Source organism: Chitinophaga sp. RCC_12, from assembly GCF_041360695.1.
In the GTDB taxonomy this organism is placed as follows: Bacteria; Bacteroidota; Bacteroidia; order Chitinophagales; family Chitinophagaceae; genus Chitinophaga.
Genome location: NZ_JBFUPS010000018.1, coordinates 30,884 through 56,829, shown reverse-complemented (window position 1 = coordinate 56,829; position 25,946 = coordinate 30,884). Strand labels below are relative to the sequence as shown.

The 25,946-nt window shown below is 47.2% G+C and carries 25 protein-coding genes; 15 read left to right on the top strand and 10 right to left on the bottom strand.

Annotated features, from left to right (window positions below; all coding sequences use genetic code 11):
- Positions 1 to 47 precede the first annotated feature (47 nt).
- The 9 genes from AB6805_RS32100 to AB6805_RS32060 all read left to right on the top strand — a co-directional run bounded on the left by AB6805_RS32100 (position 48) and on the right by AB6805_RS32060 (position 10,131).
- On the top strand, positions 48 to 1,277 hold the full coding sequence (locus tag AB6805_RS32100) for a PmoA family protein (RefSeq protein WP_370913515.1): 1,230 nt from the start codon (positions 48 to 50) through the stop codon (positions 1,275 to 1,277).
- Between the two features lie 139 nt (positions 1,278 to 1,416).
- Positions 1,417 to 1,728, top strand: a complete 312-nt coding sequence (locus tag AB6805_RS32095; RefSeq protein ID WP_370913514.1) for a hypothetical protein — start codon at positions 1,417 to 1,419, stop codon at positions 1,726 to 1,728.
- 19 nt (positions 1,729 to 1,747) lie between these two features.
- Positions 1,748 to 2,275, top strand: a complete 528-nt coding sequence (locus AB6805_RS32090) for a hypothetical protein (protein ID WP_370913513.1) — start codon at positions 1,748 to 1,750, stop codon at positions 2,273 to 2,275.
- A gap of 13 nt (positions 2,276 to 2,288) precedes the next feature.
- Complete coding sequence (locus tag AB6805_RS32085; RefSeq protein WP_370913512.1) at positions 2,289 to 3,296, top strand: DUF3137 domain-containing protein; 1,008 nt, start codon at positions 2,289 to 2,291, stop codon at positions 3,294 to 3,296.
- A gap of 374 nt (positions 3,297 to 3,670) precedes the next feature.
- Positions 3,671 to 6,112 carry an AAA family ATPase gene (locus AB6805_RS32080; protein WP_370913511.1) on the top strand — a complete coding sequence of 814 codons (2,442 nt, stop codon included), beginning with the start codon at positions 3,671 to 3,673 and terminating at the stop codon, positions 6,110 to 6,112.
- A 37-nt stretch (positions 6,113 to 6,149) separates the two neighbouring features.
- On the top strand, positions 6,150 to 6,596 hold the full coding sequence (locus AB6805_RS32075; RefSeq protein WP_079468781.1) for a hypothetical protein: 447 nt from the start codon (positions 6,150 to 6,152) through the stop codon (positions 6,594 to 6,596).
- A gap of 38 nt (positions 6,597 to 6,634) precedes the next feature.
- Complete coding sequence (locus AB6805_RS32070; protein WP_370913510.1) at positions 6,635 to 8,005, top strand: DUF5458 family protein; 1,371 nt, start codon at positions 6,635 to 6,637, stop codon at positions 8,003 to 8,005.
- Between the two features lie 116 nt (positions 8,006 to 8,121).
- Positions 8,122 to 9,021 (top strand): hypothetical protein, encoded by a 900-nt coding sequence (locus tag AB6805_RS32065; protein ID WP_370913509.1) that lies wholly within the window; start codon positions 8,122 to 8,124, stop codon positions 9,019 to 9,021.
- 9 nt (positions 9,022 to 9,030) lie between these two features.
- The gene (locus tag AB6805_RS32060; RefSeq protein WP_370913508.1) at positions 9,031 to 10,131 is read left to right on the top strand and encodes a transglycosylase SLT domain-containing protein; all 1,101 of its coding nucleotides are present in this window, start codon (positions 9,031 to 9,033) and stop codon (positions 10,129 to 10,131) included.
- Here the strand turns inward: AB6805_RS32060 and AB6805_RS32055 are convergent.
- From AB6805_RS32055 to AB6805_RS32045, 3 genes are read right to left on the bottom strand one after another with little or no spacing between them, the layout of a single operon-like run.
- Complete coding sequence (locus tag AB6805_RS32055) at positions 10,112 to 11,938, bottom strand: hypothetical protein (protein ID WP_370913507.1); 1,827 nt, start codon at positions 11,936 to 11,938, stop codon at positions 10,112 to 10,114. The two genes, AB6805_RS32060 and AB6805_RS32055, sit on opposite strands and share 20 nt — an antisense overlap.
- 23 nt (positions 11,939 to 11,961) lie before the next feature.
- Positions 11,962 to 12,393 carry a GPW/gp25 family protein gene (locus AB6805_RS32050; protein ID WP_370913506.1) on the bottom strand — a complete coding sequence of 144 codons (432 nt, stop codon included), beginning with the start codon at positions 12,391 to 12,393 and terminating at the stop codon, positions 11,962 to 11,964.
- Between the two features lie 9 nt (positions 12,394 to 12,402).
- Positions 12,403 to 13,458, bottom strand: coding sequence for a PKD domain-containing protein (locus AB6805_RS32045; RefSeq protein ID WP_370913505.1), 1,056 nt, complete (start codon positions 13,456 to 13,458; stop codon positions 12,403 to 12,405).
- A 230-nt stretch (positions 13,459 to 13,688) separates the two neighbouring features.
- Between AB6805_RS32045 and AB6805_RS32040 the strand changes: the two genes are divergently transcribed.
- The 5 genes from AB6805_RS32040 to tssD all read left to right on the top strand — a co-directional run bounded on the left by AB6805_RS32040 (position 13,689) and on the right by tssD (position 18,033).
- Positions 13,689 to 14,651, top strand: coding sequence for a type VI secretion system baseplate subunit TssG (locus AB6805_RS32040; protein WP_370913504.1), 963 nt, complete (start codon positions 13,689 to 13,691; stop codon positions 14,649 to 14,651).
- A gap of 109 nt (positions 14,652 to 14,760) precedes the next feature.
- Positions 14,761 to 15,615, top strand: a complete 855-nt coding sequence (locus AB6805_RS32035; RefSeq protein WP_370913503.1) for a TssN family type VI secretion system protein — start codon at positions 14,761 to 14,763, stop codon at positions 15,613 to 15,615.
- A 12-nt stretch (positions 15,616 to 15,627) separates the two neighbouring features.
- Positions 15,628 to 16,803 carry a hypothetical protein gene (locus tag AB6805_RS32030; protein ID WP_370913502.1) on the top strand — a complete coding sequence of 392 codons (1,176 nt, stop codon included), beginning with the start codon at positions 15,628 to 15,630 and terminating at the stop codon, positions 16,801 to 16,803.
- Between the two features lie 164 nt (positions 16,804 to 16,967).
- Positions 16,968 to 17,492: a type VI secretion system TssO gene (gene tssO, locus AB6805_RS32025; RefSeq protein WP_079468772.1), complete on the top strand. Its 525-nt coding sequence runs from the start codon at positions 16,968 to 16,970 to the stop codon at positions 17,490 to 17,492.
- Between the two features lie 154 nt (positions 17,493 to 17,646).
- Entirely contained in the window at positions 17,647 to 18,033 is a 387-nt protein-coding gene (gene tssD, locus AB6805_RS32020; RefSeq protein WP_079468771.1) for a type VI secretion system tube protein TssD, read from the top strand.
- A 77-nt stretch (positions 18,034 to 18,110) separates the two neighbouring features.
- Here the strand turns inward: tssD and AB6805_RS32015 are convergent, their stop codons facing one another.
- From AB6805_RS32015 to AB6805_RS31995, 5 genes are all read right to left on the bottom strand, one after another.
- Positions 18,111 to 18,869: an MBL fold metallo-hydrolase gene (locus AB6805_RS32015; RefSeq protein ID WP_370913501.1), complete on the bottom strand. Its 759-nt coding sequence runs from the start codon at positions 18,867 to 18,869 to the stop codon at positions 18,111 to 18,113.
- Between the two features lie 36 nt (positions 18,870 to 18,905).
- On the bottom strand, positions 18,906 to 19,352 hold the full coding sequence (locus tag AB6805_RS32010) for a hypothetical protein (RefSeq protein WP_370913500.1): 447 nt from the start codon (positions 19,350 to 19,352) through the stop codon (positions 18,906 to 18,908).
- A gap of 84 nt (positions 19,353 to 19,436) precedes the next feature.
- On the bottom strand, positions 19,437 to 20,015 hold the full coding sequence (locus tag AB6805_RS32005) for a Crp/Fnr family transcriptional regulator (protein WP_370913499.1): 579 nt from the start codon (positions 20,013 to 20,015) through the stop codon (positions 19,437 to 19,439).
- Entirely contained in the window at positions 20,016 to 20,972 is a 957-nt protein-coding gene (coaA, locus tag AB6805_RS32000; protein WP_370913498.1) for a type I pantothenate kinase, read from the bottom strand.
- 9 nt (positions 20,973 to 20,981) lie between these two features.
- Positions 20,982 to 22,337, bottom strand: coding sequence for an NAD-dependent succinate-semialdehyde dehydrogenase (locus tag AB6805_RS31995; protein WP_370913497.1), 1,356 nt, complete (start codon positions 22,335 to 22,337; stop codon positions 20,982 to 20,984).
- A 152-nt stretch (positions 22,338 to 22,489) separates the two neighbouring features.
- Between AB6805_RS31995 and AB6805_RS31990 the strand changes: the two genes are divergently transcribed.
- Positions 22,490 to 23,665 carry an MFS transporter gene (locus tag AB6805_RS31990; RefSeq protein ID WP_370913496.1) on the top strand — a complete coding sequence of 392 codons (1,176 nt, stop codon included), beginning with the start codon at positions 22,490 to 22,492 and terminating at the stop codon, positions 23,663 to 23,665.
- On the opposite strand, the gene AB6805_RS31985 is transcribed toward AB6805_RS31990, so the two are convergent.
- Both AB6805_RS31985 and AB6805_RS31980 read right to left on the bottom strand, forming a co-directional pair.
- Positions 23,655 to 25,061: an MFS transporter gene (locus AB6805_RS31985; protein WP_370913495.1), complete on the bottom strand. Its 1,407-nt coding sequence runs from the start codon at positions 25,059 to 25,061 to the stop codon at positions 23,655 to 23,657. The genes AB6805_RS31990 and AB6805_RS31985 overlap by 11 nt on opposite strands.
- Positions 25,062 to 25,271: 210 nt before the next feature.
- Positions 25,272 to 25,841, bottom strand: coding sequence for a TetR/AcrR family transcriptional regulator (locus tag AB6805_RS31980; protein WP_370913494.1), 570 nt, complete (start codon positions 25,839 to 25,841; stop codon positions 25,272 to 25,274).
- Positions 25,842 to 25,946 lie beyond the last annotated feature (105 nt).

Sequence of the window (25,946 nt, the reverse complement as noted above, 5' to 3'; positions counted from 1 at the left end):
TTGCATACTGAAAAAGTAAACCGTATTTTTCAGGGAATCTACCGGAGATGAATATGAAAAAATTCCACCTGTTACCGTTACTATTTATTTTCTTTTATATGGACACCTATGCGCAGGTAATTGCACACTTTACTGTGAAAGCAGGGAGGCTGAACCGCTACAACAGTATTGTATATACCGGCGTTCTGTCGTCTGCCGGTGATCCGGTGATACTGGAAGAAGTAACCGGTAATAAGCGTGTACCCGTAGCCGTTAGCCGGCAGACAGGTCAGCTTTGCTGGATCCTTACGGGAACCACTGCAGCAGGTACAGAAAGAAAGTATGAACTACGCAAAGGCAAAGGCACAACCGATACCCTTATGAAGGCGCTCCGTCAGGATGGCCATGTACTGCTGGAACAATCCACGCAACCTATTTTGCAGTATAATTTTAAAACGGTGACCGCACCCGCCGGCACAGATACCGTGTATAACCGCAGTGCATTTATCCACCCGCTCTGGGCGCCTAATGGCGTAGTGCTCACGAATATCTTCCCAAATGCCGGTCACCGGCATCATATGGGCATCTGGAATCCCTGGACCCATACGTTGTTTGAAGGACGTGAAACTGATTTCTGGAATGTGCAGAAGAAAGAAGGTAAGGTGCGCTTTGCAGGTAAAATGGAAACATTTTCCGGAAACGTATGGTGTGGATTCAGTGCCAGCCAGGATCATATAGCATTCCTGAAAGATGGCACAGAAAAAACCGCTATTCATGAAACATGGCTGGTACAGGCGTATCCCGCCACCAACAACGGCGACCGCCGCCTGTGGGATTTTACTTCCACCTTTACACCGGCTACCCCCACTGGCATTACCTTGTTGCAATACCGCTATGGTGGCGGATTTGGTTTAAGAACCACCGCCGACTTTACAGATAAAACCAGCCAGGTGCTTACATCTGAGGGTAAAACACGGCGGGATGCCGACAGTACCCGTGCCCGCTGGGTGAAAATTTCCGGCGCTACGCCACAGGGAAAGGCAGGATTGCTGATCATGAACTATCCTGATAATTTTGATTCTCCTGAACCCCTGCGTGTATGGCCCGAAAATGCGGAAGGTGGTGAACTGATGTTCAATTATACGCCCACCCGCATGAAACCGTGGCAGCTGTATCCGGATGCCCGCTACCAGCTGAAATACCGGGTAATGGTGTATAGCGGCGATATCACTGCAGAAGAAGCAGAGGCAGCCTGGCAGGATTATGCGTATCCGCCGGAAGTGATCACGGCACCATAATGTGTTTGTGAGTGATGTGTTTTTCATTTATTTTCGTACAGTGAATGAATCGGTTTCAATTCGGTTAACCTCGGAGAAGCCCTGTGAACGGAAATATTGATAGCAGCCTCGTATTTAGTAACCCTTAACCATCATCCGGATGAGTAATGCAAATGAACCTGGTAAAGACATGCGTCCCCGTAATCCTGAAGAAGAAGACGATGATCCGCCTTCCTGGGGTGGCGTTATTGTTGGTGTATTACTTGGCATAGCGGGTATCGCGCTGATCTTCTACCGTTACAAACAATTTCACGCCGTCAGCGATGTTAGTATCAGTATTACCAAAATTGAAATGCTGATCTATAAAGTAACCGGTGAAAGCATCTGGGCACTGATGGCAGCCTATGGGCTCGTGGCGCTGGCAGGATTCTATCTCGCTATCAGCAATTACAGCAAACTGCGGGCAAAATAAATTTACAAAACCATATCCGATGAAGAATTTTTCTGAGCTGAAAACCAAGCTGCTGGAAATCCATGAAAAAGATAAAAAGCAGACCATCACCGCCCTGATCACCGCAGAAGTATTGGCTGTACTGGTGTTTGGACTTATAGGCTACAGCATCTTTGCGGGCAGAAGTACTGAAACACCTGCTGCGGTGCTTTTCATACTGCTGTTCATGCCCGTGGGAGTACTGATCCCGTATCTTTTTATGTTTGCACAGATCAGGAAACGGCCGGGAAAAATTAATGACTTCGTGAGCCGTCTTGAAAGAGGTGAATCAGTAAATAACGTGGACACCTATACGGACTATAAACTCATTTTGCCGCTGCGGATCATCAGAGTACGCCTGTTTCCTATGGAATATGCGTATGTACAACTCGGACAAAGCCGGTCGTTTTTCAAGCTGCCTCTATCTGCTGAAAATGTGCAACCATTTAAAGCACTTATCAGCCAGCCATTTTCAGGCGGGGTGGTAAGCAGCATTGGTGGTACTGCTGCACATTGGTCTTCTAACTGATAACAATTTTGTGATGAAAACACTGGAAGAATTTAATGCCTTCCTGGATCGGCAACTCAATGATGAACTGGAGTCGCTGGAAAAACAACGTATTGCCGGCCGTAACTGGGTACGCCGGATGTGGGTAGTGTCCCTGGTTCCGTTTGTTGTTTTTGTTTTCTTTATCGTGCGTTTTTCCCTGCAGCCCGCTTCGGGGAATGAAGCGAACAGGACATTCGTTATTGCCGGCCTGGTACTGCTTGTAACGCTGACGGGCTATGCAATGCGCCGTTTTATGATAAAACGGGGAGGGGTAAACGAAGCAACAGATTACCGGCACGATTTTAAGCACCGGATTGTAAAACCACTCATCAGCTTTATCCATCCGGATTATCAATACCAGCCCCTTAATCATGCCAGCTATGAAGAATTTACAGAAAGCGGGCTGTTTGAAAAGAAAGCATACCAGATGACGGGTAATGACCAGGTGTATGGTAAACTTGGGGAGATGAATTTTCAGTTCTGCGACCTCACGGTGATGCATATGCCATTGGTAACCGTACGCGGACAAGGACCCGACACCGTTTTCTGCGGCAGCTATTTTATCGGCCAGTTTCCACGGTGCTTTAGTACGCCCGTATATGTGCTATCACGCAACGGCGCAGCCGGCGACGGATACATTCAAACCTGGCATCTTGGAAAGAAGGTATTGCCGGCTGATGCCGCTTTTAATAAATTATTCATGGTGTATGCCCCTGATGAGGTGGCAGCGCAACAGCTGCTTACCCCGGCGCTGATGGAAAGGATCGTGGCATTACACGAACGCACCGGGGCAAGATTGTTTATTTCTTTTTATAATAACCGGGTTTACATCGGCATTGATCATGGAACCGATTATTTTGAAACTACCTTGAATAAATCGTTACATAACCGGCAGTTGCTGAATAACTTTTTCCTGGATTTCATGTCAATGTTACAATTGGCGGAAGACCTGAAAAGTAATCTGCCTATCTGGACTTCCCGCGCATTTTCTCCGTCGTGAAAAAGTCCGGATGAGTATGCCAGGTAATTTTTTCCCGGAGATATAAAGACCGCACGTTCCTATTTAATTGGTAGACATCCTCCCTATATCCGCTGTTATTTTTTAATGATTAATTATATTATAAAAAAGATAAATAATATTGTTTGATTTTTGATACCCTTTAGAACCCTTTACTGTATTGTGTTTTATGGCTTTTATGGATCGTGGGGGATAAGATATATATCCGGTGGCGGGGCGCTTAAAAAAAGACTGCATTTTTTTTTGGAATGAATTCTATGTATATGTTTTCGCTGTATCTTTACTTTGCTTCCAAAAGAGGCAACCCGGAAAATTGTAATTGTTAACTGAGTTCTGAAAAACCTGGAATCATCCAAATGACCCTGTCAACCTTGACCATATTCGGCCCTGCATTGCAATCTGCTATCAGAATTGCAACGGCCATTGCAAAGGAGTATCATCATCCGCAGTTTACACCTGCGCACTTACTGCGCGCCTGTTTGCATAAGGAAACAGGTTTGGCCCCTGCATTGCATCAAATGGACATCGATGTATACTACCTGGAAGAATGGGCGGAAGTGCGGCTGGATGAGATGCCCAGGGCATCGCGTATTCCCGATGAACCGGAACCGGATGAAGCTGCAGCAGCAGTATTGAATGAAGCCATCAGTATAGCACAGGATAGCGACAGTGAACCCGATGCATGGAGCCTGCTGATTGCTTTGTGCACGCCAGGCGTAGGTTTTTCCTATGAACAACTCAAAACATTTCCATTCACCCGCGACCAGCTCCTGGGCGCCGGCAAAAAAGGAAAAGAAACCAGTACCGCCAATACCACAGTGCCCGGCGCTATTAAACCCGGCGCATTGAAATATGTATACCGTATCACCGATCCGCAACTCCTGAAAACCTTTCACCCGGTGATTGGCCGCGACGGGGAAATCAGGGCAGTAACGGAAGTGCTTACACGTAAAGACCGCGCCAGCGTATTGATCATTGGTGAGGGTGGTGTAGGGAAAACAGCGCTGGCAGAAGGATTGGCGCGGGCCATTGTGCAGAAGCAGGTACCACTGCAATTGCAGGCATCCGATATTTATGCGCTGGACTACGGTGCATTTATAGCAGGCGCCGCCTATAAAAGCGAGCTGGAAGACCGTCTCCTCCAGATCATTCAGCAACTTAAACAAACAGGGAGGCATATCCTCTTTATAGATAATCTTCACAGCCTGCTGGATAAACAAACCGGTACGGGCATGGCCAATGTGCTGAAAGCCGCATTGGGTAAAGGAGAGATCATTCTTATCGGAACTACTACACCGGAAGGTTTCCGTAAACTCATTGAGCCGGATGCTATCCTGCGGCACCGTTTTGAAACGATCAACCTGGCAGCCCCCGACGAAGCACTGGCGGGAAAAATGGTAAGTGCAGTGGTACCGGTGTATGAAAACTTTTACCAGCTCACCGTCTCACCCGAAGGGATAAACGAAGCCATCCGTTTGTCGAAACGCTACCTGAAGGAAAGAAGCCTGCCGGATAGCGCCGTGAACCTGTTGGATCGCACCATGGCCGCGGTAAGGGCTACGGAAGATACCAGCCAGCCGCTGTTACAAACTTTACAACAGGAATTTACTGATCTTAATAGTAAGGAATCCTTACAGGTAGCGGATCTTCATTGGTTTTACCGCCAAATGAAAGAAAGGTTGGGGGTCTTATTATCATCCCGTTTACATACAGAAACCGCTCCTGATAAGATTACGTCTGTCCCGGAACTGCAATCCTCCTTACAGCAATTGCTGGAGCAACTGGAAACAATAGCCTCTTCGCGGCAGAAAGAGGTAACACCGGTGGATCTGGCCACCATGATTGCCGCCATTACAGGTATTCCCCTGGGAAAGGTGCAATCGCAGGAAAGGGAACGGCTGATCAACATGGAAGCACAACTGCGCAAGCGGGTGGTAGGGCAGGACCATGCCCTCAAAGCCGTAGCTGATGCGATACTGGAATCCCGCTCAGGCCTGAGCCGCCCTGGACAGCCAATTGGTTCCTTCTTTTTCCTGGGGCCAACGGGAACAGGTAAAACAGAACTGGCAAAATCACTGGCGGATTTTCTCTTCCAGGACGAACGCTCCATGATCCGTTTCGATATGTCGGAATTCAAAGAGGAACATGCTGCCGCGCTTTTATACGGCGCCCCTCCGGGATATGTGGGATATGAGGAAGGTGGATTGCTGGTGAACAAAATACGGCAACAACCCTACGCCGTAGTATTGTTCGATGAAATAGAAAAAGCACATCCTTCTGTATTTGATATTTTTCTGCAGATCATGGATGAAGGGAAACTGCACGACAGGCTTGGAAAAACAGGCGACTTCTCCAATGCGCTGGTGCTGTTTACTTCCAACATAGGCAGCGAAGCCATATCGCGGTCCTTCCAGGAAGGCGTGATTCCCGCTTCCCAACAATTGATGGAATTAATGGCCCGTCATTTCCGGCCTGAGTTCCTGGGGCGACTTACCGAGATCGTTCCCTTCGGGCCTATTCAATCAGCCAACGTAGAAAAGATCTTCGATATTCATTTGCAACATTTACTGCAACTGCTGGAGCAGCAGCACATCAGTTTTACCGTAACAACAGCTGCCCGCAGGCACCTGGCGCTGATGGGATATTCTCCCCAGTATGGCGCACGGCCGCTGCGGGAGGTGATACGGGGACAGCTACGGAAGCCTTTGTCGAGAATGATTATCGACGGCAGCCTCCGGAAAGATATGACGGTAACACTGGATATAAAAAATGATCAGTTAGACTGGACAATAATTTGATGATTGTCAGATTCCCAAAATTCTAAATTTATCTCAAATGAATGACAACTACGGAATTGGCGGCACAGAAGTGAAGCTGGACGCCAACGAAGCCATCGCGGAAATCTCGCATAACCGTACCTTGTTTGCTGAAAAGTTAACCCAGCAGGCGCCTGTTAAACCCGAAATAGTGGAAGGGCTTACTTCCGTAGAAAGTGTGTTTGAACACTTCAAGCCGGCAGTGAATGTAAGTTTCCATGATGCAGAAGGCCGCCCTGTACCGGAAAAATTACAATTCCACCACCTGGGCGATTTCGGCGTAAAAGGTATCACGGCACAAAGCGCCTTTCTCAACGACCTGGCCACCGAAAAGGAGCAGTACCTGAAAATTATGAAGCAGCTGAAAACGAATAAGATCCTGAAGTCAGCCCTGGCAGATCCGGACGCCCGTAAAGCCATGCTGAACGCCATTCGTGGAATGATGAAAGACCTTAATACCAAATAATTAACCGTTGCCTATACGGGAACATAACCTCAATGATTATGGCAGAATTACAGAAAAACCAGGAACTGCAGAATGAGAACCTGTCTTCACAGCAATCTGAAGTAAACCTCGCCGGAAGTATTGAAGATCTGGCAAAATACGGTGGCTTCGACCTGCTGGAAGCAGCGGTGGAAGGTGCGCAAAACCTGAACCCTGATCGTAAGGCGCGCCGCAATATCTTTTTGACAGAAGCCGGCAAAAAAACAGAAAGAGATAAATTAAAGAAGATACTGTCACTCTGGGAAAAAGTATTGTCCGAAACAAACGAACTGCCTGAAATGGTGGACTACTGTACTTCCCATGCAGAGCAAGCGGAAAAGGTGCTGTCCACTAATCTCGGGGAAGCAGTAGAGTCAACCCGTGAACTGGAACAGTCGTACCGCAATGTGGCACTCTTCTTCAAGAACACGGAGTCTGACAAAGTGAAGAATGTGTCGTTCATCAATGTAGAACTGGAGCAGCTCAAAGACCTGGACAACACCCGGTTCATTGACGCCATCAGCACAGAACTGGTGAATAACTACGATCGACTGGATCTTCGTACCAACTATAGCCTGCTGGTGATTCCCGGTTACCTGGGCTCCAATAAGGTGATAGAAAAATGGGCAAAGATCGCGCATGAAAACAAAGCCATGCTGGTAACAGATTTCGCGCATCTCGATGCACCGGATGATGTAATGGAGATGTTTGAACTGGCGAATCTGACCGGTGGGGAAATTCATCGCTCCAATGTAATCATGTCCTGCAACTGGCTGGTTGGCCGTGGAAAATTTGATGAAGTAGGGGAACAGGATCACCTGTATGTACCACCTTCCGGCGCACTGGCAGGTAAGATCTATAAAACCCTGATGTCGCAGGTTACCGCCGGTAAGAAATTTGGTGGTATGAACGAAGTAGACGGTGTGAAATTTGAACTGAAGAAAAGTGAAATCGCCAGCCTGGAAAAAATGGGACTGGTACCGATGGTGAAAGAATACGGGAAAGTAATGGCATTCAGTGCGAAAACACTGTTCAACGGGGATAACCTGGGCCTGCAAACTTATTCCGTAGTGCGTGTGTTCGACTTTGTTACCAAAGTGCTGATGGACTTCCTGAACCGCAGGGCCTTCGAGAACTTTAACGCCAACACCCGCAAGGATCTGATGAAACAGATCATCCGCTTCCTTGATGGGATCACCGGGCCGGACAAGCTGATCGAAGATTTTAATATCCGCCGTTTCGAGCAGGATCCGGTACAGAAAGACCGTATCCACCTGGATATTCATCTGAAGCCATATTTCCCTGCTAAGAACTTCCTGATCAAAATGGAGGGGCAAAGGGGCGATGATGCGGCAGATTGGGATACTACTTACGAACAGGATGGTAAATAGCCGTCAGCGGTCAGCTTTGGGGCTTAAATGCGTATGTGGGAGTAACCTTCCATCCCGGAGCTGATTGCTTTAACCCCTTATATAAAATATCATAAGCATTAAAGCCAATTGAAAAGATGAAACATGTGCTGTGCAGTTTGCTGCTTTGTTTGTTAATCACAGGCGCCTTGTCAACGGTAAGTGCCCAAACGGTCACAGATAGTATTCTGACCACCAAAGGGGCAGTGACGCTGATCACATCCGGCGCGCCCATCAGTACCTTTCAGATCGGCGACGGGAAAAACACCGACTACGATTACCGCATCGTGGATGGTAACATGGTTTTTCTGCGCCCGATAACTCCTACTCCCCGGCCTACCAACCTGATAGTGAGGGAAGGAGAAAACATTCATTACATGATTATTGCCTTCCGCGATAAAGTGGACCTGGCCCGCCTGAAGTACACACTATCCGGTAAAGCCAAAACAACAGGCGCATTTACTACTCCGGAAGCAACACCGCAGGCGCCCCGCGCCGGCTATGGCGAAAGGGACGGACAAATCTCCCTGGCAGAAGTTCCGGAAGAAACCGGGCACCTGATCAGTGTTGATACAGTAACAGTAGGTAAAATAGCGGAGGACTTCGGGAAAGACCGTAAAGTAAACCGCCAGTATGAAGTGAAGGTGGAAGACGTGAGCGTAGGATATGCCCAGGCCATGACACTGAACAACATGAACTACTTTTGTTTCCGTATCCGCAATAAAGGAAAGGTACCCTTCGAAATAGTGAAGGCAAGCCTGTTGCACAAGGAAAAGAAAGATACCGCCCTGCTGCATGCGATGCCCATCCTTTATAAAAAAGGACCCGAAACCATCGCGCCAAAAGAAGAGGCCAATGAAGTATTTGTGGTTCCATCCAAGCAATTCCGGAAAGAGGATGAAGTGATCATTGTACTGCAAACCACCGAAGGAAAACAACAGCTGGTATTGTATGTTCCAGTGACTGTATTCCCCAAATACATGCTGGCGAAGCAATAGAGAAACCAAATGAAGAAACAGGTTGTTCTGATAGGAATACTGCTATTGCTGTTGCCGGGTTATACCACGGCGCAGCAGGTGGATTTCTGCGGGGAGGTGGTGCCAATGGAAAGGGATTTTGTTTCGTACCGCCTCATGGATGTTATTAAACGCAACCTGCGCTATCAGGGCTATCTGCCAGCGCTCCGGCTGAAGGCGGAGCAATATTTCCCGATAATAGAACCCATCCTGCAACAATACCAGGTACCATTGGATTTCAAATACCTGCCTATTGTGGAAAGTGGTTTAAGCAATGCTACCTCACCGGTGGGCGCACAAGGCGTGTGGCAGATTATGCCCGGCACTGCTGCTGAACTTGGGCTAACCGTGAGCGGGGGCTACGACGAAAGGAATCATCTTATCAAAGCCACACATGCAGCCTGTAAACTGATACGGCTGTTGCACCAGCAGCTGAACTCCTGGACATTGGCCGCAGCAGCCTATAACGCCGGTTCGGGTAACATCTCCCGGAACATAAAACGCCAGGGAAGCAGTGATTACTACCAGCTGCTGCTGAATAACGAAACCGCCCAGTATATCTACAAGATCATCGCAATAAAACAGCTTTTTGAAAGCCCCGAATTATACCTGCCAGGTTTTGGATACAATGTGTTCAGTAAAAACTCCGCCAACGGTTCCGTCTTTTCTACTCCTGCACCGGTAAGCAAAGCGGGCGACAAAGATTTTAATTCCATTCGTATCTCTGTAGGTAAACAGCCGGTTAGCCGGCCGGCAATGGTGATATATGCTGCGCGGCTGAAAATCAGCAATGCCTTTGAAGACGGCCAGCTGGTGAGCATTCAGCTGTTGGACGACCTGCAGGCAAATGGTGTATATATCCGTAAAAATGCAAGCCTCTCCGGCAAAGGCTGGGTGGTGGGTAGCCGTGTTTATGTGGACCTCGGTTTTGAGAATGCAGTGGTATTGTACGCCGCAGATGGCAAAAAAGGAGTGCCCGCCGATTTGCTAAAAACCGGCGGAGACGTGCAGTTGCGTGGAAGAACCGATACCCGGAGCGCTATTTCTGCATTACCTGCACCGGTTGATGCACTTACATCAACACTTCATTAATAAACACGCGGAACGGGAACGTATTGCTGGATTTTTCTTCCAGTTGCAAAAGCAATTCCTCTTTCATGTATTGTAAATTGGTAGCCGGATAACGTTCGGTTTGATGGAGCAAGGAAATACGGATATCCAGCGTACGGCTATAACCCGCATTCATACCGGGTTGCAGGGCCATCCCCTTGACAACAGCGGCCGATTTCATTTCCTTTCCAAAAATAGTACGGCAAAGCGCTTTGATATCTTCGGGGGTAACCACACGGTTGTGCGACAATAAATGGGACCGGTACAGGTTAATTTTCTCATCGATATTCAGCCTGTCTTTTCCTCCCTGGGTATTACTCAGCAGTGTGATGCTGTTGGGGCGGGTGTTGATACTGCCATATTCCAGCATTCGCGTACCCATACGGATATTATTAGCAGCGGTGCCGTTCGTTGAGTAAAATTCCAGGAAAATATATTCTGCATTTTCTTTGGGCTTTACCATCACATAAGGAATATTTCCTTTGTTGTTGCCGGGTTGCAGCTGTTCTTCCAGTGAGGCAATCAACTGATGTAGTTCCCGCATGCGGTTGGTAACAAAATCATTTTTTACCTCTTCGAATAAAGAGCTTTCGTCGCGGATTACTTCCACGAGATAAGCGATCACTTCTTTGGCTTCGCGGGTATCAAAACGCCCGATGCCACTGCTGCGGATTACCAGTTCGCCTTCCTGCATTTGTCCGGCTGTAGAGAAGTTACGCACATAGTAATCGGTTCCTTCGAGGTCGTAAACACGTTTGATATCAAAAAAGATATCCGGTGTTTGCAGGGGGATGATATTCAGATAACGATTCAGTTTCATAGACTGCTCGTTATTTTTTTTGTTGATCACCGGGAAGCAGTTGATGCTGCAATACAGGTCTTCCAGGAGGGTATGATGCAGTGCTTCCGGAAATTCGATGCGTAACCAGTGTACTTCTTTATTTAAGCGGGCGGTATCCTGCCCGAAAATCCTGGTGAGGGCTTCCGGTGTGCGGGAAGCGAGGGGGGGCTGCGTATCCGTGATGGTAAGGAAGTGTCGGCGGAAACGTTGCAGGATATGTTGACTGTAGCGGGAGTTGTTATTTACCGCTACCTGGATCATATTATCTCTTTCTTCTTCAGCTATAGTCCTGCTGTGGTGATAGCCTCCTTTTATCATCAGCTCCCGGTTGCCGCTAAATACTTTTGCCAGCGGGAGATAGTGATAAAACATTTCCTGCTGATGGATGTTACGCAGGTCAAAGAAGAAGGACATGCCTTCCCAGGAGTGTGGTACATCTTCCAGTGAAATGCCTATCCATAAATGATTCGGAGCCATATCGGGAAATGTCTGTCCCTGTAATATCTGCTCTTTGAACCAGTGATCGCGGGTTTCATACAGCTTGTTACCAATAACCATGTATTGCACTTGTCCGCGGAACAGGCGGTGACTGGTCACCGGCGCAAAGAACAGGTCGCGGTTATGCATGCCTGATTTGGTATGATGATAAAACTGGTGATCGGCATGAATATCGGCTACCGGTTCTGTGGCAATGGCATGCAGAATGCCATAGGCCGGCTGGCTGCTGGTAATGGGTTCCGGCATCATGATCTGCGCCAGGCGTTCCACCAGCCGGGCATGTGAAACATCCACTTCTCCTGAAATTTTTTCCAGCTCACTGGCGCATGCTTCCAGCAGTAGTTGCACTACCGGGTCAAAGGAAGTTTCCACTTCAGCATCCGGGTATCCCCAGAGCCGTGCAGCTGTTTTCAGCATGCGGTCTTTTATTCTTTCTTTTTTTTCTTTCATGAGAGCGGTTAATAAACAAGTAATCAATCGTACGACAACGGGCTGATATAAAAGAAGCTGCTGTACTGAAACGGATGATTGTTTTTGGTAACGTTTCCTGAAACGGTCACCCGGATTTTCTTTTTCATTTTACGGGTAGATGGAAGCAACAGTTCTTCCTGGTTTACAGCGGCCACTACCCTTATTTGGGAAATCCTTTTTTCATACCGGGTAATGGATGCTTTAACCGCATTTTCTATCTGCTCCTTTACTTCGTTATTGGAAGCTTTGATGTCAAAGTCGCTGTCCCACCATTGGCAGCCATATTGGGCATCATCCTTGTTTTCGCCCAGTACGGTAGTGATGAGCAGGTGAATATGCTGCGCGATAGAGTCTTCCAGCGAAATGGCCGGCATGTCTTTTTTCTGCAGTAGCAGTGAAAAGTCGATGGGTAATTGATAATATTTTCCTTTCATGATATCAGCTTAAAATATGCCCAGCACTTTTTTGCGGTCGTACATGATGAGAATTTCCTTTACGCATCCTTTCTCGTCTTTTGCCAGGTTTACTCTTTCGATCTTGAATTTCTTCTTGCCGTAGATCCGCTGACAGAAATGCGTGAAGTTATCCACATCGCTGGTATTGAGCACCACCCTTGCGTTGAGATTATTGCAGAGGTATTGCGCAAAGTCGGACGCCGTTTTTTGTTTCAGGGTCACCTGGGTGAGCATGTATTTAAATTCATCATCGGAGATGGTGGGTCGTGGCTCTTCTTTCTTTACTGGTACCTCCGGTGTTGGTGCAGGCAGTGGCGCCGGGTTAAAGGCCGGTTCCGGCTGCTCCTGGTGTTCGGGAGCCCTTGCAGGGAATACCGTGATATGTTTTAGCACCATATGGCTGCTGTCGCCGTTGATGATCAGCGACAGGGTTCTCTCACCGGGCGAAGAGAAGGTATACGTAACAGATGAACCGCCATGTGGTTCCGCATTATCCTGCAATAGCCGCCAGGTCCAGTTTTTGGCAGTTGGCGTGGAGTTGGTGAAGGTCACCGGCCTGCCTGCAAATGCTTCAGCGGGGCCATCAATAACGGGGAAGATATCGGGCTGACTGTTGGCCGCTGCCGGTGTGTTCATGATCACCAGTACTTCTTTTCGCCAGGTGCATTTGCCGGAAGTGAGTGTAATCATATAGCTGCCGGCTTTGTTGAAAGAGTGATATACCTGCCTGCCGGTAGCCCTGGCGCTGGAGTCGCCGAACTCCCAGGAATAGTCTGCATTTTTTTTATCAGCGTTTTCGGCATTAAAGGTGATCACTTCTCCAACGGCGTAGGCTTTACTGTTACTATTCTGAATATGACTGAGTTTTATATCTGTATTACTGCAATCTTCCCGGCCATCGAGCTGGAAAGCCAGCAGCACTATGCTTATGAGGAACAGGCCCAGGAAGGTCCACAGCACCATGGGGTCAACATGACTGGCAATTTTTCCAAAGGGTCTGAATGAATTTACCTTGCGTTCATTTTCGGGTTTACGGGGGGCCATCGGTTTTTCAGGTTTTTACAATTTTAGTGTTTTTTTTAGATAAATTGCCAAAGATAATGGCCGTAGAAAAAATTTTTTCCCGGTTCAAAATTTAAGCCGTAATATTCATAATAATAAAATCAAACCGCTATTTTTGTTACTGAGTTGTTAGCCCGGAACCATAGACGAAAGATAGTTATGCTAACAGTTTGCCGCTAATAGCAGAATCAGAGAAACCTAAATATAACCTCATGGTAAATAATGCGCAGAAGGCTGCCGTGCTGGAAGAAGTGATTGACCATGTCAATGCTTTACCATACGACATCAGAGCCGAAGTAGTGGTGGGGGAATTACTTGATAATCAGGTGCGGGAAGAAGAAATAGTGGTGCAGTTGCAAAATGTATTTACCCGTTCTTTTGCAACAGATATTACCGGGGTGAAGCTGGACGACAGTCAGCCGTACCAGCCGTTTATTAGTTTTTCCCTTTCGCGCGATGGTATTTACGACCGGCTGCCGCAGGGCATGTTTCATGAATTCAAGCAGGAGCCCTCTTCCAGGCAGAATGCCGTTGCCGAAATGGTGGTGCGGTATAAAAGGCAGCAGCAACAGCAACAGCAGGCGCGCCGCTTTTTTCAACCCCTGGAGAATGAGTTTTTCCTGCAACGTGTATACCTGGAACAACGGGAAAAGCACCTGTTGTTTGACGTATTCGGAAAGGACACAGACCAGTTATTTCATGAATTCTGGGAGTTGCCTCCCGGGCTTCCTAATGCTGCCGTGAACAGGTTAGTAAAACTGTTACCATATGTTCATCGGATAGCAGGCAATATGACCCTGGTGAAGCTTTGCCTGGAACAGGTACTGGAAGAAACAGTAACGATCACCTGGCAACGTCAGCCGCAGATGGTCAGTACCGGGAGCAGTGTTCCCCTGGGCGAATGTATGCTTGGGGTAGACGCCATGGTAGGAACATCGTGTTATACGGATATGCCGGTGGTAACGGTGAGCATTGGCCCCGTAAAACGCCAACGGATATACGATTACCTGCCCTGGCAACCTTATGGCAAGCTGCTGGAAACCTGCTATGGATACCTGTTTCCTGCAGATGTGGAAATTAATACCTTGCTGGTGCCATCTTCAGGAGAGAAGAAAGTAATCCTGTCTGACAAGCAACCTGAGCAGGGACTGATGGGGTATAATTTTTTTCTCTGAAAAACAGCTGGCAGAAGCTTACATGGAATCATTTTTGCTATTAACGAGCATCTGAAAAACTGAAATGTTAGTACCCAAACCCGAAAAACCTTGACATACCAACAGAACTATGAGATACACCGCTAAGTTTTATATCATGCTGGCCGGCGCCCTGGCAATAGGGTCCTTTATAGTGGCTCTGCTCAGCAGGTACATCAAAAATTTCAGTCTTTATAAAAAGAAAGCACTGCTGTATTTAGTGTGTATGACGCTGGTATTTGCTGTAATCAGTTCCATTCCTTTCCTGTTTACCCATCAGAACCTGATGAACCAGTATCTTTTTTACGAAGTGTGGTTCCTGGGATTAGGCGTAGTGCACTGCCACTTTATGTATACCCGCTTTTGGGCCAATGAAACCACCCTGGTATCTGAACTGGCTTTCATACTGGCCATCTGGTTATTTGGCGGCGCCGGATTTGTACTGGTAAATCGCTTCCTGGACAAGGATACGTTTCTTTACTACCCGATGCTCACCAGTATGTTTTCCTTTGTACTACCCACCTTTGTTTATAAAACTTTTGAAAAGATGATGGCCATTCCTGTGAAGGTACACAAGTGGTGGCAGTATCCTATCTATAAAGAGGTACCGGAAGTGAATGAGGACGAAATGAAAGACCTGATTGTCATTGGACTGGAAATGGAAAAAGGTCCGCTTGACAACAGCCGTACTTATTTCCGGGCACGTACACCTATCAAGATGGATCTGGGCGACCTGTTCTATCATTTTATCAATGATTATAATGATCGCTATCCCAATACCCCGATTGATTTTGTGGATCACACCGGGCAGCCATATGGGTGGGTATTCCACCTGAAACCACGTTGGTTTGGCAGCGCTAAAACACTGGACCCCGACAAGGCCGTGTTTATGAATGGCATTAAAGAAAACAGTGTGATTATTTGCAACAGAATTATGTTATCGTAAAAGAGCAGAACTATGGCAGAACCGCTAAAGCATTTTCCCGTTAACTGGGTTGATGGTATGAAGATAAAAAAGCAGCATTTTATAGATACGGAAAATGCTTTGCTGGACCAGATCAGGGATGCATTGGCGTGCGGTATCCATGCATTGAATTATGGACTGTTGCCCCCCAAAGCAGAAAATAAAGAATCGCTGCGTTGCTGGTTTGTGACCGATAATCAGCAGTTATGGCGGATCAAATTAACCGAATGCCGCGCGGTAACTCCCGGTGGTGGCCGTATTGAGATCCCTGAACATACCGTGCATTCGCTGAAGTATGCTACTACCTTCCCCGAAGCAACTTATACCTGGGACCCGCAACATACAGAAACTACTTATTACGTCATCATACAGGTAAATCCCTTTGACCGGCAGCCCAGCGGAGAGCCTTTGCTGGATGAAGATCCGCCAAGATTGCCTTATGCCACACCGGAATATAGTTTATACGTAGCGCCGGCGTCACAGCTGCCTTCCGGCCAGCTAGGCAGCTACCAGATGGTGCTGGGCCGCATCAGTGTGTCCGATGGCCGTCCGGAGATGGATGATGACTATATCCCTCCCTGCAGCATCGTCAGCGCACACCCTGCATTGATAGATCTCTTTCATGAACTGGACCAGTTCCTGGGGCAAATGGAATTATACGGCGTACACATTGTACAGAAGATCTACGGCAGGAACCAGCAAAATGACCTGGCACTTGTAGTATTGTATATCACGGAAAGAATGGTGCAATATCTCGGTACCAGGATCACGCAATTCCGGTGGCTGGGATTACAGCAACCACCGGCCCAGATGCTGGAAATTATTGCGGGCCTTGCCCGCACCATGAAAAACGCTATTGATCAACGTGCCGGCGCAGGTAAAGAGGAGCTGCTGAACTACTTATCTGAGTGGTGCGAACTGCGACAGGGAGAACTGGAAACGCTCATGATCAATTGCGCCAACATCAAATATAAACACCTGGATGTAAGAGAGTGCCTGCAACCTATGATTCCTTTTGTAAGGGCCGTGAATAAACTGTTTGAAAGCCTGAGCAGATTGGATTATATCGGGCGCAAGCAGGACAGCAATATTTTCGTAAAAGAAGAATCACAGGAAGACGCGGAATACCTGCGGAAGCATAAAACCAAGCGCTGGTTCTTTACCGACTAGTATCATGCGGTAATGGCAGCAATATAACAGCCATTCCCCAACGCTTCCAATGTTTGTGATGCGTACAGGACCAGGTGCAATAACACTAAATGTTTCAACAGGAATATATTCCGCTTAACAGATCATTCAACAAGATAATTTCCCTAAAAAAAACGATCCGCAATATGCAAGTATTAAACAGGCAGGAAAGAAATGTATCCTTTATTTGGTTCCTGTTATTTTTCATTATAACGGTCGCCTTATTTGTATTGGCTGTATTCTTTAATTACCAGGTACCTGCAAGGGAAAACGCATCCCTGCGGAAAGAATTGACTTCGTTCAGGGAAGAGCAGGCGTTCCAATCAGAGTTCCTGCAAAAGCTGGATAAGGTAAAACATAACCTCGATTCTATTAATCTTCCTAACCAGAACGCCAATTACATGGATCAGGTGATTGCCGCATCCCTGGCGGATATGCGCAACTCTATTCCAAAAAATGCAGTGACGCATTACGGGTTGTATGATAATATTGTGCAGAACTGTTTGTCGTTGCAACAAACCAAACAGCAGCTTCGCGAACTGCAAAATGCGCAACAAAATATTGCAGGTTTGAAAGAACAGGTAGCCGACCTGAATGCGAAACTGGAAAGTAAGAGCAGGGACCTCGATAACTGCCGGCAAATGATGTTGCTGAACAGCCGCGCTCACTAACTTTCAGAAGGGTATTAATCCGGTAAATATTGGAATAATAATTATTTGTTAGGACTCTTGACTATTGAAATTTTCATCCTATATTTGGTACTTATAATTCATAAATAAATCCTAATTATTTTTTCTTTATTGTAACCTTAAAAATTAACCCAACATGTCATTCAAAGCCAAATTTGAAGCAGGCGGCAACGAGTACAATGTACAGCATGTCGCTTATGACCTCACACAAGAAGTAGATGCAACCGGTCGCCCCTCAGCCATTACCCGTGGCGGACGTATTAAGCTGACCGTTGAATCTACCGGAAAAACAGATCTCTTTGAGTGGATGGTAAACAACTTTGAAAGAAAAGATGGTACCATTACTTTTTACAAAAGAGACACTGATTCCAAACTGAAAACCCTGGAATTTAAAGAAGGGTATTTAGTAAAGTTTGAAGAGTCTTTTGACTACGAAAACAAAAATCCAATGGTAATTTCCTTTACCATTTCGGCCCGTGAAGTTAGCATGGGTAATGCAAAACATGTTAATGAGTGGGTATAAAAAACTCCTTACATTATGCAGAAAGGGCTGTCACCGGAAGGTGACAGCCCCTTTTTTTGTGTGTACCAAAGATCTTTTTATGAAAGGTTAATCCATTCGCCTTGTTCAGGAATAATGGCCGACAGCTGTTCGGCAGCAACGGCCGCTCTCAACGCTTCCCTGCTGAGGAAACAGTGATTAATAGCGCCCATATGCACCGCTATTACCTTGGGCTGCGAAGCATGCCGGATGGTTTTAATCACGTCTGCTGCGGTCATGGTGATGGGGTCGCCCTGCAGGAATTGTGCAGCGCCTGCATTTACCACCACATAATCCGGGCGGAAAGTATCCAGTGCAGCTACTACTTCTTCACACCAGATGGTATCACCGGCGATATATAATGTGGTGTTCCCCTCTTTCAGCACAAAGCCGGAAACAGGCGCCATCATTTTGCCTATTTCGCCGGTGCCATGTTGCCCGCCTGTACGTGTAATGGTTATATTTTCCCAGGTAACCGATGTAACAACAGGAATCACCTGTGTAAATGCCTGTTCCCTGATAGTGGCCTCATCTTCCGGCTGACAAAATAAAGGAATGCTTTTAGGCAGTATGGCCTGTGCCGTTACATCCCAGTGGTCGCGGTGCAGATGGGTAACGAGAATGGCATCCAGGGAAGACAACAACTGCTTTAAATCATCGTCGTTAAGCGGAAGATCGGTCATGGGATTCCGGATGCTGTTGGCTGCGTTGGGAACGGGGTCCAGACTGTCTTTAACGCCGAGCATAGGATCAACCAGTATGTTCTTATTATTCCATTCTATGAGCAATGTGGCATTGCGTAAATAATGTATGCGCATGGTTAAACTTTTTATAGCATGGCATAAAGTTATCAATTAATTGATGGCCCACCATATCCATAAAATATAAACAGGTTGAAATAATAAGCGGCTCCAGATGTACCAGGGTTTGGAGGGTAATCCGCCAGGCGCCGGCAGGTTCAGCACCGCTACGCGGATATTGGCAGGAAACATAGCCACGAGGAGTATCATCAATCCCCATCCCGCATAGTACTGTGTGTCAGGAAACAGCAAACCCACTCCCAGCAGTACTTCCAGCGCTCCGGTAAACAGCACCATGAATAAAGGATACGGGATCATTCCTTCAATCATATAGGTAAGTTTGCGCGGCTTTATCAAATGTGTAATCCCTATCATCAGAAACATAACGGCAGCGGATATACGGGCATCTGCAGGGAGTTGTTGTAAAAGCGGGATCTGGAAGATATAACCAATCGCCAATAGTAAGAGGGCAATACTGCATAAACCGGAAAAGAAAGCCATTTGTATATTTTTTAGGACTCAAAGATCCACATCTTCCGGAGGAATAAAATTGACAAATGTTAGTTAATGGGTAAGAAGAACAAGTTATGTACTTCTTTTTTTCCTGATCCGGCTTAAACTTTCCGGTTCAATTCCCAGGTAGGAAGCAATTTGTTTGACAGGGATATGCTGCACCACCTCGGGATATTCCTGTAGCAACTGCGTATACCGCTCCTGTGCGGAATATTGCAGGAAGGAGAGTTCCCGGTTGTATTTCCGCAGGTATTGCTGTTCAGCTACCAGCCGGCCTATCTTCTCCGACTGGTGTGAGGTGCGATATAATTGTTGCAGATCGGTATAATAACAGGCGTACCCACGTACCGGCGTTACTGCCTGCAAACTTACTACCGCGGGTTTTTGTGTAATGAAAGAGGCGTAGGAAGTAGTGAAGTTATGCGGAAAGGCAAAGTCCATGCTGATGTCTTTACCATCGTGGATCGTATAAACCCGCACAACTCCTTCTTCGATATAATAAATAGCATTGGCGGTTTTACCCGCTTCCGACAGGTGCCCGCCGGCCGGAAAAGTTACCGGCTGCAGGATGGCTTCAAACAGTTCCCAGTGAACCATGGGTTCTTTCAGCAGTGCCTGCAGCTGTTGACGGATAATTTGTGTGCCTTGCATTCAGGTCTTTCTCAGTTGAATGGATTGAACGAAATGATGATGACCTTTTTCCAAAATCAGGCTGGCGCGGTAGCGGGTAGGTGCAATATTTTGTTCCAGGTTAGGTTTGTTGATATCATCCCAGATCTGTGTGGCTAACTCGATAGTGGCCGCATCAGAAAGATGCGCATACCGGTGGAAAAAAGACTCGGGGCTCTGAAAGGCAGTTCTGCGCAGGGTTTCAAAGCGTGCAATGTACCATTTGCGGATATCTTTTTCCGCAGCGTCTACATAAATGCTGAAGTCGAAGAAATCGGATACGAATACGGCCGGATCTTTTTGTTGCTGCCGGTGACGAACCTGCAACACATTCACACCTTCTACAATCACAATGTCCGGTTGCTCTATCCACTGCAGCTGGCCGGGTAAGATATCGTATTCCAGGTGAGAATAAAGTGGCGCCGCCACCTTTTCCTTACCGGATTTTACATCCGCCAGGAAGTGGATCAGTCTTTTAATATCATAGCTTTCCGGGAAGCCTTTTCTGTTCATGATATTATTGGCTTCCAGTACTTTATTGGGATAGAGGAAACCATCCGTTGTTACCAGGTCTACCCGCGGATGATTGGGCCATGCCTGTAATAATTTTTGTAACACTCTGGCGGTAGTACTTTTTCCAACGGCTACGCTTCCGGCGATGCCAATAATATAAGGCACTTTATGTACCTGGCTGCTGAGAAAATTACTGGTGGCAGTATGCAGTTGTTGCGACGCGGTTACATATAAGTTGAGCAGATGTGCCAGCGGAAGATATACCTGTGTTATTTCTTCCTGTGTGAGTGGTTCATTCATGCCGTGCAGCGCTTCCAGGTCGTAGTCCTGCAACTGCAGCATGGCATCATTGCTTCTTTCTGCCCATTCTTTACGGGAGAAACTGATATAGGGAGTATAGCGGTCGCGTTTCAGAGAGGTGGTCATTCCAGTGCTTTATTGTTGTATATAGACAGTCTTTACATTCAGAAATTCGTGTGTGCCTTCCAGTGATAGTTCCCTTCCATAGCCAGATTGCTTTACGCCGCCGAAAGGTAAGCGTGCATCAGAGCGAACCATCGCATTAATAAATACGTTGCCACTCTCTATCTGTGTGGCCAGTTTGGCGGCTTTGTCGAGGTCGCTGGTCCACAGGGCTGCGCCCAGGCCAAATTCTGTTTCATTGGCCAGTGCGATAGCATCTGCTTCATCGGCTGCTTCTATGATCACGGCGAGCGGACCAAAAGTTTCTTCTTTGAAAGCCGTCATTTTATTGGTAACCCCGGTAAGCAGGGTAGGTGCAAAGTTACAGCCTTCATGCGTGCCACCCAACTCCAGCTTGGCTCCCTGATGAATAGAGTCCTGTAATTGTTTGGCCAGCTCCTCTGCGAGGTCGGGGCGGGCCATTGGGCCCATTTGTGTGCCTTCCTGCGTGGGATCTCCTTGTTTGAGGTCCTGCAGGATCCGTTTTACTGCTGCGGTAAACGCGGGAACAATATCTTTTTCTATGATCCAGCGTTTTGCGGCAATGCACGACTGACCGGCGTTTTGCATACGGCCTTGCACTGCTGTTTTAGCGGCGGCTTCCAGGTCGGCATCTTTCAATACAATAAAAGGATCACTGCCACCCAGTTCCAGCACGGTTTTCTTGATATATTTCCCGGCAAGCGCCGCTACACTTTTCCCTGCGGGAGTGCTGCCGGTGAGCGTAACGCCTTGTACGCGGTGATCTGCGATAACTGGTTCTATATCTTTGGAAGAGATGAGTAACGATTGGAAAGTACCGGCGGGGAAATTACTTTCAGTGAATATTTTTTCGATGGCCAATGCACAACCGCTTACATTGCTGGCATGCTTCAGGATGCCGGTGTTGCCGGCGAGTATATTGGGAATAGCAAAGCGGAATACCTGCCAGTAGGGGAAGTTCCAGGGCATAATGGCCAGTATAATTCCTTTTGGCTCGTACGATACGTAACTTTTATACGCATCGGAACCGATCGGTTTATGTGCCAGCATTTCCACGATGTTTTCTGCATAATATTCTGCGGAGGTGGCGCATTTCAGCACTTCGGCCCTCGCTTCTTTCAGCGTTTTTCCCATTTCCCGCGTGATCAGAGCAGCATGTTCATCTGCATGGTCTTTCATGGATTGAGCTACCTGCATCATCCACTGCCGGCGTTGTTCCAGGGGAACCTGTAATAATTCCCGGTATGCTTTATGGCCCAGCTGTAATTTCTGCTCTATTTGTTCCGGTGTATGTGCTGCATATTCAGCAATGGTTTCCTGCGTAAACGGATTAATGCTTGTAAACATACGGGTAGCTTTTAGCGGTTAGCATTTAGCTGTTAGTGAATAGTCCGACAAATTTACCTTTTTCCGTTAAAAGCCCGTCTTAAAAGCTAAAGGGCAACTACTAAACACGAAAAGGCTATCTTTGCATCTCCCGGAAAAAACAGTACAATTTTATGGCGCTTAGCAGGTGGAATATCATGATAATGGCCCTTTGCACGGGGTTGATCGTTGCCAATATTTATTACAGCCAGCCTTTGCTCGTGTTGATGAGCAACGAATTTGGCGTATCGGAAAGTAATGCCGGACAGGTCACATTTTTTACGCAGGTGGGCTACGCGCTGGGCCTGTTATTTTGTGTGCCGCTGGGAGACAAACTGGAGCGCAAGCGGCAGATAGTGGTGATGACACTGGCTGCGGTAGTGGCCCTGGTGGCGGCTGCGGAGTCGGTGAATATCACTATGCTGAAAATTACGGGTTTGCTGATTGGTTTTACTTCAGTAGTGCCACAGCTGATATTGCCACTGGCAGCAGGCCTTTCTGATCCTGCAAGCCGGGGAAAAGTGATTGGTACTATTATGAGTGGCTTACTCGTCGGCATCTTATTATCCCGCACCCTCAGCGGTGTAGTAGGACATCATTTCGGATGGCGTGCCATGTTCTGGATAGCGGCGTGCATCAGCGCTTTACTGGCGGTGATCATGATTACATCTTTTCCGTCCAGTAAACCAAATTTCAAAGGAAGCTACGGCGACCTGATGAAATCATTGCTTACGCTGATCAAAGAACAGCCTTTATTAAGAGAAGCTTCGGCTATCAATGCCTGTTGTTTCGCTATGTTTGGCATGTTCTGGACAACCGTGGTATTTTTATTGTCTGATGCGCCTTTTAAATATACCAGTGAACAAATCGGGTTGATGGGACTTGCTGCAGCTGCCGGTGCTTTAGGCGCCCCACTGGTGGGACGCATTGCAGATAAAAAGAATCCGCGTATTGCCATTGGTTATGGTATCATCTTTTTGTTCCTTGGTTATTTTCTCTTCTATGTTTTTAAAGCCAATATTATAGGTATCATCGTTGGTATCATCGCTATTGATCTTGGTTTGCAGGGTATTCATGTATCCAATCAAACCCGCATCTACACATTACTGCCGGAAGCAAGGAACCGTTTGAATACGGTGTTTATGACTACCAGTTTTATTGGTACTTCACTTGGCTCCGGCATCGGGCTATGGGTATGGTCTTTTGCACAATGGAATGGTATATGCGTGGCCGGTACTGCGCTGATTACCGCTGCCCTGGTTATTTACCTGGGTACTTACAAGAAAACAAAGAGAGCAGTTACCGCTTAACCCGGTTTAGCACGATCATCACTATTACTAAATATCCCATCATGCAGAACAATGCAATTTTATAAGCGAGATAAAAATTGCCGGAGTGGCGTGCGAGGTAGAGAAAAATGCCTCCAAGCATGCTTACGCCCAACGCAGAGGCAAACTGCTGTACCGTAGAATACACGCCGCTGGCGGCTCCTGCTTTAGCCGGCGGCATATCCCACATCGCCACTTTTAATAATGATGGCATCAGCAAACCAGATCCGCTGCCATAAATAATTAGACACGGCATGATATCGTAAGGTGTTACTACTCCTCCCTGAAATAAAACTAATTGTAAGATAAAAGAGAGGATCATCAGTATACACGCAAACTGTAGCAGGCGGATACCATATCGTGCAGCATTTTTAATGGACCACAAAGAAGCCAGCAGGAAAGGAATGGTTTGCATGACGAAATAATTCCCCGCAGTAAAAGGCGACATATGAAATCCATTCTGAAAGTAGATGGCTACAATAAAAATATAAGCGGTGTTTACACCAAAGAAGAATAATACGCTGATGACGCCAGTGTTAAAACTCCTGATACGAAAGAGTTCCAGCGGCACTAACGGATCGCGTTGCCGTTTTCCCAGCCAGTGTTGATACCACACGAATATGCCTAATAATATGAATGCACCTGCCAGCATGGCGATAGTCCAGGCAGGCCAGCCAAGTTCTGCACCCTGTATAACAGGATATATCAGGAGAGATAAGGCTAAGGTGAGCAGGATGATGCCTGGTATATCAAACCGGGTGCTTTTGTTTTGACCGGATTCCTGCACAAAGAACCAGGCCAGTAACATTGCTACAATACCAAACGGGAGATTGACGAGGAAGATCAGCCGCCAGCTGTCGGTGATCAGGTGCGAGGTAATGAAGTAGCCGCCGAGGAACTGCCCCAGGGTGGCGCCGGTGCCGAGGGCCATACCATAGAGGCCATAGGCTTTGTCGCGGTCGGCGGGCGACTGGAAGTTCAGTTGTATCAGCGTGATGGTTTGCGGTACGGTGAAAGCCGCTGCCACGCCTTGTAACAGCCTGGACACAATCAACATTTCCATGGAAGTGGCAAAGCCGCACATGGCTGAGGTCAGGGTGAATGCGGCAAGTCCAGATATAAACACTTTCTTCTTGCCCAGGTAATCGCCTGTGCGGCTGCCGGTGATGAGAAACACGGCGTAACCCAGGAGGTAGCTGGCAATCACCAGTTCCAGTGCTGCGTCGGAACTATGGAAATACGCTTTAATGGCTGGTGTGCTGATGTTTACAATAAATACATCGATCACGGTGATGAGTGGCGCCAGCAGGATAATGGCCAGCGATATCCATGGATTGACAGTGGTTGGTTTAATATATACAGACTGGTCTGTTTTCATGAGAGTGAATTTTTTATAATAGATAACGTTATTGGATGCACTAAATAAATGATGGAAATATGCCGCGAAAACTTTAATGTTTCAGGGCGCTTTTTACCCGCCTTGCTGGAGATATTCCGGCAGTGTTGCTGGTATTTAGTTTTGTTTATCCGGCATTCGCCGGTAATTATAAAGAGGTGTTTTCCGCTGGTAGCAATTCCTCATCCTTCTTCAAAGTGTATCCAGCAACCTGGCAACCACTTTCTTCGTGTCTTCCACCGGCTTTGCGGACCGTTGGATATAACCCTGAAGCCCCGCGCCTTCATACAGATTCAACAGCATACCGGTCATTTCTTCAAGTTCCGCTGCGGGGTAAGGGTGTTTTATGATTTGTAATTGTTCGGTGATAAATGTTTTCAGGGTTTGAGTATGCGTCCGTACCTGTAAAAGTGCGTCCTCATTCAATCCTGGCAGTTCATAGGCGATGCGGACAAAGGCGCAGCCTCTGAAATTGTTTTTCTCCATGTGGCGGCGGCGGTATTCGAACAGGCCCATGAGCTTTTCCCTGCCGGGTGTAAGCTGGTCGATATAGGCCATCCGCTCGGCGTGGTTATTGGTGCGGGTTCGCAGCAGGTATTCCGTCAGCAAAGCTTCCTTGGACGGAAAGTGCTGGTACAGGCTGGCTTTGGCAATCCCCGCTTCTTCTATGATCTGGTTAATGCCGGTTGCCTGGTAGCCTTGCTTGTAAAACAATTCGCTGGCTGTATTTAAGATTCTTTCTTTTGCGCCTTGTTCTTTCATGAGGCAATATTAAGCTAAATTTATAAAACAGACAAGTCTGTATGTATTATTGACAAAAAAGCGGCGGAAAGGAACTTCCTCTCCGCCGCTTACTAAATCCTTATA

Coding starts and splice junctions, on each gene's coding strand:
- AB6805_RS32075 (WP_079468781.1), top strand. CDS start 6,150: ATGAATGACAACTACGGAATTGGCGGCACAGAAGTGAAGCTGGACGCC.
- AB6805_RS32090 (WP_370913513.1), top strand. CDS start 1,748: ATGAAGAATTTTTCTGAGCTGAAAACCAAGCTGCTGGAAATCCATGAA.
- AB6805_RS32010 (WP_370913500.1), bottom strand. CDS start 19,352: ATGGCTTTCTTTTCCGGTTTATGCAGTATTGCCCTCTTACTATTGGCG.
- AB6805_RS31980 (WP_370913494.1), bottom strand. CDS start 25,841: ATGAAAGAACAAGGCGCAAAAGAAAGAATCTTAAATACAGCCAGCGAA.
- AB6805_RS32100 (WP_370913515.1), top strand. CDS start 48: ATGAATATGAAAAAATTCCACCTGTTACCGTTACTATTTATTTTCTTT.
- AB6805_RS32060 (WP_370913508.1), top strand. CDS start 9,031: ATGAAGAAACAGGTTGTTCTGATAGGAATACTGCTATTGCTGTTGCCG.
- AB6805_RS32095 (WP_370913514.1), top strand. CDS start 1,417: ATGAGTAATGCAAATGAACCTGGTAAAGACATGCGTCCCCGTAATCCT.
- AB6805_RS32015 (WP_370913501.1), bottom strand. CDS start 18,869: ATGCGCATACATTATTTACGCAATGCCACATTGCTCATAGAATGGAAT.
- AB6805_RS31990 (WP_370913496.1), top strand. CDS start 22,490: ATGGCGCTTAGCAGGTGGAATATCATGATAATGGCCCTTTGCACGGGG.
- AB6805_RS32005 (WP_370913499.1), bottom strand. CDS start 20,015: ATGCAAGGCACACAAATTATCCGTCAACAGCTGCAGGCACTGCTGAAA.
- coaA (WP_370913498.1), bottom strand. CDS start 20,972: ATGACCACCTCTCTGAAACGCGACCGCTATACTCCCTATATCAGTTTC.
- AB6805_RS32055 (WP_370913507.1), bottom strand. CDS start 11,938: ATGAAAGAAAAAAAAGAAAGAATAAAAGACCGCATGCTGAAAACAGCT.
- AB6805_RS31985 (WP_370913495.1), bottom strand. CDS start 25,061: ATGAAAACAGACCAGTCTGTATATATTAAACCAACCACTGTCAATCCA.
- AB6805_RS32080 (WP_370913511.1), top strand. CDS start 3,671: ATGACCCTGTCAACCTTGACCATATTCGGCCCTGCATTGCAATCTGCT.
- tssO (WP_079468772.1), top strand. CDS start 16,968: ATGCAAGTATTAAACAGGCAGGAAAGAAATGTATCCTTTATTTGGTTC.
- AB6805_RS32040 (WP_370913504.1), top strand. CDS start 13,689: ATGGTAAATAATGCGCAGAAGGCTGCCGTGCTGGAAGAAGTGATTGAC.
- AB6805_RS32050 (WP_370913506.1), bottom strand. CDS start 12,393: ATGAAAGGAAAATATTATCAATTACCCATCGACTTTTCACTGCTACTG.
- AB6805_RS32045 (WP_370913505.1), bottom strand. CDS start 13,458: ATGGCCCCCCGTAAACCCGAAAATGAACGCAAGGTAAATTCATTCAGA.
- AB6805_RS31995 (WP_370913497.1), bottom strand. CDS start 22,337: ATGTTTACAAGCATTAATCCGTTTACGCAGGAAACCATTGCTGAATAT.
- AB6805_RS32030 (WP_370913502.1), top strand. CDS start 15,628: ATGGCAGAACCGCTAAAGCATTTTCCCGTTAACTGGGTTGATGGTATG.
- AB6805_RS32085 (WP_370913512.1), top strand. CDS start 2,289: ATGAAAACACTGGAAGAATTTAATGCCTTCCTGGATCGGCAACTCAAT.
- AB6805_RS32035 (WP_370913503.1), top strand. CDS start 14,761: ATGAGATACACCGCTAAGTTTTATATCATGCTGGCCGGCGCCCTGGCA.
- tssD (WP_079468771.1), top strand. CDS start 17,647: ATGTCATTCAAAGCCAAATTTGAAGCAGGCGGCAACGAGTACAATGTA.
- AB6805_RS32065 (WP_370913509.1), top strand. CDS start 8,122: ATGAAACATGTGCTGTGCAGTTTGCTGCTTTGTTTGTTAATCACAGGC.
- AB6805_RS32070 (WP_370913510.1), top strand. CDS start 6,635: ATGGCAGAATTACAGAAAAACCAGGAACTGCAGAATGAGAACCTGTCT.